The following is a 12,886-nucleotide window of genomic DNA, read 5'->3' as shown; positions in this document are numbered from 1 at the left end:
AATCAACTCAGGGACGGAACCAGCTTTTCACTTTGCTTCACTGGTTCCTGTTTCCCAAAATAAAGGCTTCTCTTCGGAGAGGCCTTTTTCTTTTGAAAAGCCGCCATAAGGTGAGACGCGGAGGAAAAGGAGCATGAGTTTTAAGCGCAGTCCGCGCGTGTGCATGAAGGAGATTCGGGAAGAGACTGCCTCCACTGAAGTTGGGCAGGATGATCGAGGTTGTCAAGTTGAGTCATTGCTCCTGCTGAAGAGCAGCAGGAGCTTCGACGCCGCAAAGACAAGACTCCATCAGGCAAGCCCGACCGGTCCCTCCTCTTCCGGCAAGACCGGACAGAAATCACCAACTTCAAGCTTCCTGAAGCCTTCTCCATCTCGGACAAATATGTCCTTGTAAGCGTCCACGAGGACATACTGCAGCGCCGGCTCAAGCACCAGCACCTGCTTCACGGCGACCACCATGCTGTCTCTCGGGTTGAGGATGCTGCTTTGAGCCGGATCGTCGAGCCTGGTGGACCTGAAGTAGAGCTGCGTCTCTCCGCTTCCCTCGCGCGTCACCGGCATGACCGCCTCAACGGGCAAGCCTTTTTCCATCACAGCTCTGTCCACAAAACACCGGTCATCAACACAAGGAAGATCGGCGATCCTCTTCGGAACCGCATCCGCCTCAACAAGAGGCTTGGGCGCAGGGAAGGCATTCGTACGGCGGCGCTTCGCGAGAAGGAAAAAGTCCCTGGGTCTTACCGAGAGCATGCCGTCGACGCCGAACACATCCTCTGCAGTCGCCTCGAGCTCCTTTAAAAAGAGAAGAGAAGCAAACTGAATAGCCTTCCCGTCCTCGTCCCAGAGCGGCGCTCTCACAACCTCCTCATGACGGGAGATCAGCACTTCCGTAAAGGGAAAGCCTTTCACGAGCTTCTCGCCTGTCTTCAATTGAAGAACGCCGTAATCGCCGTCCTCAAAGCTCCCGTTGATCAGATTGGCGGTGATCATTTCTCCCGCCTGCTCAACGAAGACTTCATAGTCCTCCCCAAGATCCTTCTTCTCCATCTGCATCACGACTTCATAATGGGCGGAGGGCTCCGGCTGCCCCGGCCGAAGCCGCAGCCGCACGCACTCATCGAGATTCGTCGTGAGAACGAAAACCCGCTTCGGATCCGCTTTCGATTCCACCACGATCGCGTTGCTGCCGTTATTGAAAACCCGCCAGGAAAGGATCGGCCCGAGTTCGCGTTCAACCGTCCTGAACCAGGGGAGACCAAAAGCGAGCGGGAGCCTGAGTTCGTTCACCACCGTCTGGTTGGTCAAAGTCTCAAACTGCATGAGCGTCTGAATCTTCAGCCTCAGAAGGTTCGCGAGCACCTTGTCGCCCCCGGGCGCATACTGATTGAGCTGGAAGGCCCGCACCATGATGCCGACGCGCTCGTCCTGCGAAAAAGTCTTCTCCGAGGCCTTGATCGCGAGGAGTTCCACCGCTGCCCGCCACCATTCGATGCCGCGCTCGCGCGGAGGAATCCCGCAGAGCTCTTCAAAAAGACTTTCGAATGCTTCGGGCGCCGCCGACTCTCCCGCCGTCAGAATCCGGTTCCTGATCTCATCGGCCTGCCGGCAGGCCTCTGCGCTCGCGAGCGGCCGCTGAGGCGTGAGGAGCTGAGCGAGCTTCACCGCCGCGAGCCCGAGCGCCGTCTCATAGGAATCACGGTCGAGAAAGTCTTCCGGGTCCCGTACGTCGGCGACAGTAAAAGGAATGACGCCGGTCCGGACAAATTCGTGCCTGAGGCTCCGCTGAACGTCTGCCCAGTTCGAGCCTTTCATGCATACGCCCTGACGAGAGCGCCTGAGTTTCCGGTACTCATCATCCGGCGCGCCGCGAAGAAGAAGTCCCCTCAGTTCAATCGCCCAGCGAAGCGAGGCCTCGAGTGGCGTCAAACCGCCTTCTCCGAGTTAACGGGAAAGCGCCTCATAGTCCTGAAGACGAAGCCAGTGATGGAGTCTCAGAAAGCGCCTAGCCTCGAGTTTGTAGCGACGATCAAACTCTTCCTGCGTGACCTCAGGCCCCTTGATTTTCCGCTCCTTTGGACGTCCCTTGAGCTTAAAGAACCCTCTATTCGGAAGAGAAGCTTCCCCGGGCATCAGTGCGAGCGCTTCTCTTTCTGCCTTATCCCAGGATTCGGCGGATCCGTAAGCGGGATTCACCGCAGACGCCGTCAAAAGAACCGTCTGAAGCACGGATTCACGGCGCTGATTCGTTTCACCGCCCTCCCGGTCAAGGGAAAGGAGAAGCTGAATGCCTTCGAGGATGCTGCCCGAATCAATGAGCCTGAGGCATTTACCGGCGGTACCGAGCAAATCCGGATGATTAAGAACCGTCTCTCTGAGAAGCGGAGAAAAGTCCGCACGTGCATACCGCTCGGACTTGAGCTGGGCGGCAAATACCTCGCCCGCCTCCTTTCTGAGACCGGCCTTCATCAGGCCGTTTATCAGCTTCGCGGGCTCTTCTGCCGGAAGGCCGACTCGAATGAAGATGCCTTCATGCTCGCGCTTGAATTCCGCGTAGCGCGTGAGGAGCTCAATATGCTCGTACTCCACCCTGTCTGCGGCGGAAATACCTTCGGGCGCATGAAAGCGGGTTTCAAAAGCCGCGAGCTTTTCGCGGGCGATCTGAGGTCGTTGGCAGATGACGTCCCCGTAAATCAGGAGAAGAGCCCGTTCCTCAGGACCAATGAGCGTGAGCGACCTGTCGTTCAGGCATGTTCTCAGAGTTTTCAGATCAATAGGTGCTCCGGCCTGACGGAAAGCAGCAATGAACGCGTATCTGGCGCCGACAGGCTTTTTCTTCTCCTTCCATTTGCGCCACTGCTTCAGATAGGTCCTGCCTGAATAGACGCCGGGCTTCGGGCCGTCGGGGAGCGTGTCCTGCTCTTCGATAACGATGGGGCCTCGGTAGGAACGGTTGTATTGCATAGATCGGGGAAATTCAGTTGAAGAGGTTGAAGGGAAAAAGAGGCCCGGGCCGCAGATGCTCTAAAGCAGTTTCGAACTCAATTTTTGAGATCGCATGTCAAGAAACTTCTTTCTTACGAAGAATAAGATAACGGAAGTAATAATAGCAAAAAATGATACTTTATATTCGACTCTCTTCCTCATGATCCCCTGTTTCTTCAGGCGCGAAAAAAGCGCCTGCAGTTCCCGGACCGCAGACGCTTCTTTTTGAGGTCAGCCCTGAGGGTTCAGGGCTTTATGGAGACGCTTTAGTTCGTCGTCTTCGTGTTGCTTCCGATCTTGAGGCCGAAAGTGAGGATCGCGTAGAGGACCGAGCCGATGATCATGGCGGCCACGAGGCCGATGTTGGCGCGGGCAAAGACGCTCCCCTCAGTGCCTTCAGGGAGGAGGAAGCTCACGGCATGGCCGATCCAGGGGTCGGACGACGTGATCGTGCCAAGACCGATGACAGTCGCGACGAGGAGCGACCCGAAGGCCGTCCAGCGAATCGACTCGCCGCCTTCGGAAGGCGGAAGCGCAAGGTCGGTGTTCCAGCCGAGACGCTTCTGACGGATGAGGTCGACCATCTCAATGGCGCCCCAGGAGCCCATCACCACGGAAATAAGTGCGAGGAAGGACTGGAAGGTCGAGACGAAGCTGTCCGAAATGAAGAGGAGGTAGTAGGCGCCGAGCGCGATGATGACGCCGTTCAGGATCGTTGTGCCTAAGCGGCTCATCGGAACGCCCAGCGCGAGAAGCGCAAGGCCCGAGGAGTAGATGCCCGTCATGCCCGCGCTGATGAGCGAGATGATGACGATGAAGGAGAAGGGAACGTAGAACCAGAAAGGCAGAATGCCGGTAAGGGCCGCGAGGGGCTCGTGGTTCGCCTTCTCAAGGAGCTCAGGGTTGCCGACGGCAAGCATGACGCCGAGGATGAGAAGAACCGAAACCGGAAGCGCGATGCCGGTGGTCGTCCAGAAGATGACGCTCTTCGCCTCGCTCTTTCTCGGGAGATAGCGCGCGTAGTCGCCGCCATAGTTGAGGAACCCGAGACCCACCATCGTCATCGAGAGCACGATGCCGCCGATGAAGGTGGCGAAATTCCCCGAGGGAACGCTGTCGAGCACCGAGAAATTGATGTTGGGGATGAAGAAGAAGAGATAGACGATGGTGAAAAGGCCCGTAAGCCAGGCAATCACCTTCTCAATCTTGATGATGAGCTGGTGGCCGTAAATGGCGCCGCTCATGGTGAGAAGAAGGACGACGATGAAGCAGCCGAGCGTGCAGCTCTTCAGGGGCATGCCGTTCTCGCCCATGAGGGAGGGAATGAGGTTCCCCATCACGTCGGCGAGCGTCGTCGTCGCCATCGAGAGGAGCGTCACCTTCCAGCCCATGTTGGCAAGGTAGCCGAAGAAGGTCGGGAATTTGTTCCCGTGGTAGCCGAAGGCAAGACGCGACTGAACGAGCGTGGGAAGGCCCGTGCGGACGCTGCCGACGGCGAGAATGCCCACGAGCGCGCAGGAGAGGAAGTAGCCGATCACGCCGGCAAGCATGGCCTGCCAGACCGAAAGGCCGAGCCCGAACACGTAGATGCCGAGCGTGATGCCGAAAATGGAAATGTTCCAGGAGAACCAGACCGGGAAAAGGTCAAAGGGGCGCCCGTAGCGTTCGCTGTCGGGTACCGGATTGACGCCGTTGGTTTCAATGCGGGATGCGTCAGACATAGTCTTTTATGTTTCCGAGGGTTGAAGAAAATCGGTTTTTAATTTAATTCGCGTAAAGCGCTCTGAGGGTCCGAAGATCCGGAGCCGTGGCGGCGCCTTCCTGCGCCGTCACCCAGCTCGCCACGGCGTTGCCGAGGAGGACCGCTTCCGGGAGCGTGAAGCCGCTCATGAGACCGGCGAGAATGCCGCCCGCATGGGCGTCGCCCGAACCAATGGTGTCGATCACGCGCGTGGGGAATCCCGGCACGCGGACGGCTTCCCCGTCTTCGGCGGCGATGGCGCCGTGCGCGCCGTCGGTCACCACGACGAAACCGCCCGTCATGCGGGAGAGCTCGCGCGCGGCGTCTTCCGCAGAGGTGCAGGGCGCAAGAATCTGCGCTTCGGCGGCATTCACCTTGAGGATCGTATTGGCGCAGAGAATATCGGCCATCATGCGCTCGGGGATGCGCCCTGCGCAGGGCCCCGGATCAAAGAGGATCCGCGCATCCGGGCGCTTTCTTGCGAGGAGCTCGGCAATGAACGCTTCATTGCGGACGTCCGCCTGGTAGCCCGAGAGATAGAAAAGATCCTGCTCCTCAGGCGTCACGGCCTGAAGCCAGGACGGACGGAAGCACTTTTCAATCCCCGACATGGAGATGAAGGTTCTTTCGCCGGAGGGCTCCACGAAGGAGAGGCACCAGCCGTTGTCGCCGAGATCCGGATAAAGGCGCAGCGGGTAGCCCCGCAAGCGGAAGCTCTCGCGCACGCGATCGGCAATCATGCCTTCGCCCACCGGGATCAGAGGCTCGAAGGGGAGCCCGAGCTTATAGAGCACGTCGGCCGCGTTGTAGGCGCAGCCGCCCACGAGCTGCTGCCGGCTCGTGCCCTCAACGTCCTCGCCCGAAAGCGGCAGACGCGGCACATGAACGATCACGTCGACGAAGGCGCTTCCGATGATGAGAAGGCGCTTTTCGGGCGTGAGCGAATCGAGGAGCTCCGTAATGCCTCGCATGCAAGTCTCCTCTTTTCAATCAATAGTGGAAGCGGCTGCGGCCGTCAATAATCTCCTCGGCAAGCCCGCGGAAGTCGAGGCTGTTGATGCGCTCGAGCTCAGCGATGCGCTCGGCCGGGAAGGCGTCAAGACCCGTCTTCGCGCCGCAGATGGCGGCGGCCATCGAGCCGATCGTGTCGGTGTCGCCCCCCATGTTGGCGGCAAGCACCGCGGCGCGCCAGGGATCGCGGCACCAAAGCGCGATGCAGAGGGCGGCCGTGACGGATTCGCTCGTCATCGTGCCGGTACCGATCACGTCGTAGATAAAGCGGCTTGCCGCCTCGTCGTCGACTTCATTTCTCTTCGGAAGCATCACGCGTTCGAAGACCTCAAGGCGCGAAAGAATACTGGCGGCCCAGGTGGGTTCGCCGAGCCTCATCGCGATCGGGTGAATCACCTTCATGTCGGCGCTGATCTCGTCCCAGCTTCTGCCGGCAATGCCGCTCGCCACGGCCTGGGCGACCATGGAGGCGCCGGAAATGGCGACGTCGGTCGAATGGGTAACGGAGCTCACGCCCGCAACCGTGCGGGCAAGAAGCTCATGCTCAGAAAAATCAATGAGGCAGCCCACGGGAGCAATACGCATGGCGGCGCCGTTCGTGAGCGAAAGCTTCGTGACGGGCTTCGGGTCCTCGCCCTTGCTCCAGGCAAGGAGCGACGCCTTCGACGACGGCCCGAGGAGATTGATTTCGAACCCGTTCATCGAGCGAACCCAGTCGAGAAGGTCGTCGGCGAGAACCTTCGCCTCGGGCACGGTCCCGGCCTTGAGAAGCGCCTTCAGGATCACGAAGGCCTGGGCGGAATCATCCGTATAGTGGCCGGCCTTGAAGTAGCAGGCGACGATGTTGTCTTCGGGACCGTCGATAAAGCGGTCGATGTGCCCGAAGCGAGCGCGCACCTTTTCGCGCGGCCAGAGTTCGCCCGGAACACCCAGGGCATCGCCGAGCACCATGCCGGCAAGAGCGCCGGCAATATGATTGAGGGTTGCAGTCGTCATGTTGTCTAGCCCGAAGGAAAATCGGTAGTTTTGCTGAGCGGTGCGGAGAATAGCAGAGGCCGTGGTCTCATTCCACTCCCCGCGCGCCTAAGGCGCATGATTTTATGGATTACCGAATTCCCCGGCGAGAAGGCAGAATTGATGCGTCTCCACCCGAAGCTTCCCGGCTCCTCTCTTTATGACTCCGATTCCGCTTATCTACCGCTACCGCATTGAAAGACGCCCGGAAGGCTACCGCTTCCGCTTCCCCGACCTGAAGGAAGCGGACTTCACCGCAGAAGCGGCGGAAGACGGCGTCAGGGACGCTCCGGACCATCTTGCCCGGGCGCTCGTCGCGCGAATCCATGAGAAGAATCCTCCCGTGACGAAACGCGCGCATAAGGGGGAAGGCATCGCGCAGATCCCGCCTTCGCTCGCAGCAAAGATTCTCTTCATTGCGAGATCCGAAGAAGTCGGCATGTACCCTGCCGAGCTCGCGCGGCGCCTCAATATGAAGCCTCAGGAAGTGCACCGCATCTACCGGCTCGAGCACGCGACGAAGATCGACACCATCAACATGGCGCTAAATGCCGTCGGATCGCGGATCGCGCTTTCAGTAGAGCCGCTCGAGGGCGATTCGTCAAAAACGAGCTGAAGAGCTGCCTACCTTCTCATCCACGCCGCACTCTTCGCGCTGCAGTGCGGGAAACATCACCGGAGATGCTCTCAGGAGGCGCCGTCAATCATTCATGAATGAATGAATGATTGATTGATGAAAGCATGCGACGCAGAAACTAATTGTTTTCACTGGATTCATGCATTTTGCCCAACGCTCATATCATCATTCATACCATCATGGATACGATCAACATACGATCAACATACGATCATGATCGTATCGATACCAACATCCATACAATCATGATCGTATGAATGATGGTATCGAAGGGGCATCCGGCGAATGCCGGAACGAAAAAAACGGCGAAGCGGAAATTCCACTCTTCGCCGTTTTTTCGTCAGTCCGGGATCATCGCGATCAAGCCTTCTGAGCTTCCTGAGCCTCGACGCGCTCAATGAGCTTCTCGGGCCCGAGATCGTCGTAGCACTCGAAGGGCTGATGGATCCAGGGATTGTCCTCGAGATAGTCGACGTGCCAGTCGGGCTTCAGGATCGAGTGAGCCTTCCACCAGAGAACCGCCACGCGGATTTCTGTGATTTCCGGATAGCGCTTTTTGAGGTGCTCGATCACTTCCTTGATGGTCTTGCCCGAGTCGACCATGTCGTCGACGAGAAGGACCTTGCCCTTCAGGGTCGCAAGGCCGGTCATGCATTCAGCGATGTCGAGCGTGCTCTGAACGGTGCCCTTGGCTTCACGGTAGGAGCTCGTCGCGAGAATGGCGAGGGGCTTGCTGAATACGCGGCTGAAGAAGTCGCCGGGGCGCATGCCGCCGCGGGAGAGGCAGAGGAGGCAGTCGAACTGCCAGCCGCTCTTGGCAACGTTGTAGACGAGCTTCTCATTGAGACGAATGTACTCGTCCCAGCTGTAGGTAATGTCGGACATGGGGGAGTCTCGAAGCAGAAGGATTGAGGGCAAAGGGAAAAAACGACGGGCGGCAAGGATAACCCGGCCGCCCGCAGCGTTTGGGATTCAGCGCGCCATTTTAGTCGGCGAACGGATCCGTGTGAAGAATGGTCTGCTCGCGATCAGGGCCCGTGGAGACGAGCGCGATCGGGGCGCCCGCGACTTCGGAGAGACGCGTGAGGTACTGGCGGGCGGATTCCGGAAGCTGATCCCATTCCTTGACGCCGAAGGTGCTTTCCTTCCAGCCGGGGAATTCTTCATAGATCGGCTCGCACTTCGCAACCGCGTCAGCGCCCGAAGGCATCACCTTGAGGGTCTTTCCTTCATAGCGGTAGCCGACCCCGAGGCGAATCGTTTCGAGACCGTCGAGAACGTCGAGCTTCATCACGGCAAGACCCGTGATGCCGTTGATCTGGACCGCACGGCGAAGCGCCGCGCCGTCGAACCAGCCGCAGCGGCGGGGACGACCCGTCACGGCGCCGAATTCATTGCCCTTCTGGCGAAGCGCCTCGCCCTGGGCGTCGTTGAGTTCCGTCGGGAAGGGACCTTCGCCCACGCGGGTGCAGTAGGCCTTCGTGATGCCGAGGACGTAGTTGAGCTTTTCAGGACCAACGCCCGCGCCGGCGCAGGCGGAGCCCGCAACGGTGTTGGACGAGGTGACGTACGGATAGGTGCCGTGGTCGATGTCGAGCATCGAGCCCTGAGCGCCTTCAAAGAGGAAGCGCTTCCCGGCATCCATTTCCTCGTGGAGGACTTCGGAAACGTCAACCACCATCGGACGCAGGCGTTCGGCATAGGCGAGCGTGTCGGCAATCACCTTTTCCGGATCAAGGGGCTCGGCTCCGAGGAACTTCTCAAGCACGAAGTTGTGAAGCTTCATCACGGCGCGAACGATTTCAGCAAAGCGTTCGGGGTGATAGAGGTCGGCGACGCGCACCGTGCGGCGGGCGATCTTGTCCTCATAGGCCGGGCCGATGCCGCGGCCCGTGGTGCCGATCTTCTTGCTGCCGAGCGCAGCTTCGCGCGCATGGTCGAGCGCGATGTGGTACGGCATGATGAGCGGGCAGTTGCCGGAAACGCGCAGGCGCTTCTCAACGTTGGGCACGCCCACGGCATTCAATTCATCGACTTCGCGGAAGAATGCCTCGGGCGAGAAGACCACGCCGTTGCCGATGTAGCAGGTGCTCGCGGCATGCATGATGCCCGACGGGATGAGGCGCAGAATTGTCTTCTTGCCATTGATCACGAGCGTATGGCCCGCATTGTGGCCGCCGTTGAAGCGAACGACGCCGGCAGCGCGCTCGGTAAGCCAGTCGACAATCTTGCCCTTGCCTTCGTCGCCCCACTGAGCGCCGATCACGACAACATTCTTGCCCATTTGTATACCTTTAGAGAAACTCTTGGTCTGGTTTTATTGAAACCCGCGGCGGAGAAAGAGGCTTCGAGAAACCCGTTCCTCACGCGAGCGAATTCCGGAAACAGAAGAAAAACGCGGGAAGAAGAGTCCCCGCAACGCAATCGTCACGATAGCACAGACATGCGCGCGCGACGATTCCCGATGAAATCGGGAGCGCCGGAGCCGCCGGACTTCTGCCGCCAAGCAGGCTCCGTGAGCACTTTGCCCGATCATCAGGGCGACGGAATGCTCCCGAGGAAGGTCCAGACGATGACGAGCCCGATCGCGACGATCACGCCCGCAGCGCCCCTCAGGGCGGAGTCGGGCGCGCGCGAAAGCTCCTCAATCATCCGGCGCCACCGGGCGGGGGCGATGAGGGGCGTAATCCCCTCAAAGATCATTACCCACCCGAGGGCGAGGCCGAGAACTTCCCAGCCGTTCATTTGGCGGCCTCAGCCTTTTCCTTCTTCAGATAGGTGAAGAAGTCGGCGGAAGGATCGACCACCATGACGTCCGACTTCTGGCTGAAGCTCGAGCGATAGGCTTCGAGGGACCGGTAGAAGCGCGCGAACTCAGGATCTGCGCCGAAGGCTTCGGCATAAATCCGGGCGGCTTCGCCGTCGCCCTCGCCCTTCGTCTTCTGCGCATCGCGATAGGCCTCGGCGAGAATCACCTCGCTCTGGCGGTCTGCGCTCGCGCGGATGCGCTCTGCCTGAGCGGCGCCCTTGCTGCGTTCTTCGGAAGCAACGCGCTTGCGTTCGGCTTCCATGCGGCTGTAGACGGATTCGGAAATTTCAGGCGTGAAGTCGACGCGCTTCATGCGCACGTCGATGATGTCGATGCCGACATCCTTCACGCGGGCCTGAAGGAGCTCGGAAATTTCCGACATTGCCTTTTCACGCTCGGACGAGGTGATCTGATTCACGGTGCGCTTGTTGACGGCAATGTTGAGCACGTCGCGCAGGAGCGCCGCGAGGCGGTCTGAAGCCGCGCGCTCGCTTCCCTGGAAGGAGACCCAGTAAAGGCGGGGGTTCCCGATTCTCCACTTCACGAACGTGTCGATCATGAGGTTCTTCTTCTCGCTCGTCTGCACGAGGTCGGCGCCCGAGGTGTCGAGCGTGAGGAGGCGCTTGTCAAGGTAGACCACGTTCTGCAGGGGCGGCGGGAGCTTGAAGTGAATGCCGGGTTCGTCAACGACGTGCTTCAGTTCGCCGAGCGCAAAGACCATCGCGTACTCGCGCTCGCCTACCGTATAGATGCACATCTGCCCGATGCCGAGAACGACAAGAAGGCCGACGATCAGTGAGGAAAGTTTTCTCATTTCAAAATGCTCTTGGGCGAATAGGTCTTAACGGGTGCGGGCGCGGATCATGGCGCGCGGATCGTCTTCAGTCTGATAGGAAGCCCCGGCGTAGCCCGAGCTGCGGGCGGCGGGCTGAGAGCTGCCTGAGGCAGTCCCGGAAGCGCCCATCGTGGCGAGGGTCGCGGCGTCGGCCGCCTTGTCGGCAGCGCTTCTCGCATCCTTCTTCGTCGCCTCAACAATCTTGTCGAGCGGGAGGTAGAGGAGGTTCGAGCCGCTCTTCTGGTCGACGTAGATCTTCGACACGTTCCCGTAGATCTCGCGCATCGTGTCGACATAGATGCGGTCGCGGGTCACTTCCGGGGCCTTCTTGTATTCATTGAAGACCGAGGAGAAGCGGTCCGCGTCGCCCCGAGCCATTTCGGTCACTCGGGCCTTGTAGCCCTCGGCCTCTTCCTTGAGGCGCGCGGCGGTGCCCTGCGCCTTCGGGAGAACGGCGTTCATGTAGGCTTCGCCCAGGTTGATCGCGCGCTCGCGGTCCTGACCGGCCTTGACGGCGTCGTTGAAGGCGGCCTGAACCTGTTCGGGCGGCTGTGCGTTCTGAATGGCGACGCTCATCACCTCGATGCCGGTGCCGTAGCGGTCGAGCATCGTCTGCATGGACTTCCTCACGGCCTCGGCAATTTCCGCCTTCGACTCGAAGAGGACGCTGTCCATGGTCTTTCTGCCGACAACCTCGCGCATGGCGGATTCAGCGGCCTGCGTCACCGACATGTCGGGCGAGCGGGAATTGAAGAGGAATTCCTTCGCGCCGTCGCCCGATTTGATGCGGTACTGGACATTAAACTGCACGTCGACGATGTTTTCGTCATCGGTGAGCATGAGCGCCTCACGCAGGCGGTCGCTCGAGCCGCGCATGCCGATCTGGGTCGTGCGCACGCTGCTCACGTCGACGAGCTCGACGTCCTGAATGGGCGCGGGCATGTGCCAGTTGAAGCCCGGACCCGTCGACTTGGCGTACCGGCCGAAGGTCGTGACGACGCCCGTCTGGCCTTCCGGAACAATGTAGAAGCCGCTCGCGGCCCAGCCGACAACGACGCAGAGCGCCAGAATGCCGAGACCGAAATTGCCGGTATTGAAGGCGAGCTGACGGGGCGGACGCGGAACGCGGCTCATGAAGCCCTGCGGTCCCTCGCCTCTTCCGCCGCCGTTTCCGTCGCTGCGGGGCGCTTCGCGCATCTCGGCCGCCGGATTGGCGCGGGTAGAGTCGCTGCGCTGGTAGCGGCCGGACGCATTCTCGTCCTCGTCATCGCGGGAAAAGTCGTCGCGGCTCTTCAGCTGACTTCTCGGATCCTTCCTGTCGCGCTTCTGCCCGCCCGGATTCATGATGGAATTGATGAGGTCCGAAAACTCTCCCCAGAGACGATCGAGATCCTCCTCGCGGCGGGCGCCGTCGGGGTTGCGGTCGCGATCGTTCTGTCCGCGGGCATCGCGTCCGTCGGCGCGGCGGTCATCGTTGGCGGGAGCGCGGTCGTCGCGCCCGCCGTCCTGGCGTTCATCCTTTTCCTGGCCGTTCTGACGGCCATCCTGCTTATCCTGCGGTTCGTCGGAACCGCGGCCCCACCGGGGGTCATTCAGCGACATGTATGTTGCTCCGATCGGGCGGCATCTCGGCCGCCATCTGTGGTCAGACAATGAACTTTCGATTCTAGCGGCTTGCGATGGCTATCACTTGGAGAAAACCGTTAGATTTCATAAATTCTTCAGTTTTCCGCCGCCCGCATGACGAAGGAAGCGGAAATCCTTTTCCAAACGTCTCCTTTCGGCCAAAATGAGCTTTTGTCTCCTTACCGCCCGGCACTTTCCCGGCCGCTTCGTCCTAAGATGCGTTCCGCGCAT

The 12,886-nt window shown here is 60.0% G+C and carries 11 protein-coding genes; 1 reads left to right on the top strand and 10 read right to left on the bottom strand.

Annotated features, from left to right (window positions below):
- Window positions 1-288 precede the first annotated feature (288 nt).
- The 5 genes from Q0106_RS11245 to Q0106_RS11225 all read right to left on the bottom strand — a co-directional run bounded on the left by Q0106_RS11245 (window position 289) and on the right by Q0106_RS11225 (window position 6,730).
- Window positions 289-1,926, bottom strand: coding sequence for a hypothetical protein (locus Q0106_RS11245; RefSeq protein ID WP_297612990.1), 1,638 nt, complete (start codon window positions 1,924-1,926; stop codon window positions 289-291).
- 15 nt (window positions 1,927-1,941) lie between these two features.
- Window positions 1,942-2,961, bottom strand: coding sequence for a hypothetical protein (locus Q0106_RS11240; RefSeq protein ID WP_297612987.1), 1,020 nt, complete (start codon window positions 2,959-2,961; stop codon window positions 1,942-1,944).
- Window positions 2,962-3,248: 287 nt separating this feature from the next.
- Complete coding sequence (locus tag Q0106_RS11235; protein ID WP_297612984.1) at window positions 3,249-4,703, bottom strand: cytosine permease; 1,455 nt, start codon at window positions 4,701-4,703, stop codon at window positions 3,249-3,251.
- 43 nt (window positions 4,704-4,746) lie between these two features.
- Entirely contained in the window at window positions 4,747-5,694 is a 948-nt protein-coding gene (locus tag Q0106_RS11230) for a PfkB family carbohydrate kinase (RefSeq protein WP_297612981.1), read from the bottom strand.
- A gap of 19 nt (window positions 5,695-5,713) precedes the next feature.
- Complete coding sequence (locus Q0106_RS11225; protein WP_152158075.1) at window positions 5,714-6,730, bottom strand: ADP-ribosylglycohydrolase family protein; 1,017 nt, start codon at window positions 6,728-6,730, stop codon at window positions 5,714-5,716.
- 178 nt (window positions 6,731-6,908) lie between these two features.
- Between Q0106_RS11225 and Q0106_RS11220 the strand changes: the two genes are divergently transcribed.
- Window positions 6,909-7,364, top strand: coding sequence for a type II toxin-antitoxin system HicB family antitoxin (locus Q0106_RS11220; protein ID WP_297612977.1), 456 nt, complete (start codon window positions 6,909-6,911; stop codon window positions 7,362-7,364).
- 381 nt (window positions 7,365-7,745) lie between these two features.
- Here the strand turns inward: Q0106_RS11220 and Q0106_RS11215 are convergent, their stop codons facing one another.
- The 5 genes from Q0106_RS11215 to hflK form a co-directional block, all read right to left on the bottom strand.
- Window positions 7,746-8,270: a phosphoribosyltransferase family protein gene (locus Q0106_RS11215; protein ID WP_152158077.1), complete on the bottom strand. Its 525-nt coding sequence runs from the start codon at window positions 8,268-8,270 to the stop codon at window positions 7,746-7,748.
- Between the two features lie 100 nt (window positions 8,271-8,370).
- Window positions 8,371-9,669, bottom strand: a complete 1,299-nt coding sequence (locus Q0106_RS11210; RefSeq protein WP_297612974.1) for an adenylosuccinate synthase — start codon at window positions 9,667-9,669, stop codon at window positions 8,371-8,373.
- Window positions 9,670-9,920: 251 nt separating this feature from the next.
- Window positions 9,921-10,130 carry a DUF2065 domain-containing protein gene (locus tag Q0106_RS11205; protein WP_297612971.1) on the bottom strand — a complete coding sequence of 70 codons (210 nt, stop codon included), beginning with the start codon at window positions 10,128-10,130 and terminating at the stop codon, window positions 9,921-9,923.
- On the bottom strand, window positions 10,127-11,008 hold the full coding sequence (hflC, locus tag Q0106_RS11200; protein ID WP_297612968.1) for a protease modulator HflC: 882 nt from the start codon (window positions 11,006-11,008) through the stop codon (window positions 10,127-10,129). Before hflC ends, Q0106_RS11205 begins: the two co-directional genes overlap by 4 nt.
- Window positions 11,009-11,035: 27 nt before the next feature.
- A complete protein-coding gene (hflK, locus tag Q0106_RS11195; protein WP_297612965.1) occupies window positions 11,036-12,631 on the bottom strand; it encodes an FtsH protease activity modulator HflK in 1,596 nt (531 codons plus the stop codon).
- Between the last annotated feature and the right edge of the window lie 255 nt (window positions 12,632-12,886).

This window comes from uncultured Sutterella sp. (assembly GCF_937923675.1).
Lineage (GTDB): Bacteria > Pseudomonadota > Gammaproteobacteria > Burkholderiales > Burkholderiaceae_F > Sutterella.
Note: the sequence above shows the minus strand (reverse complement) of the source record. Positions and strands in the feature narration are given on the sequence as shown.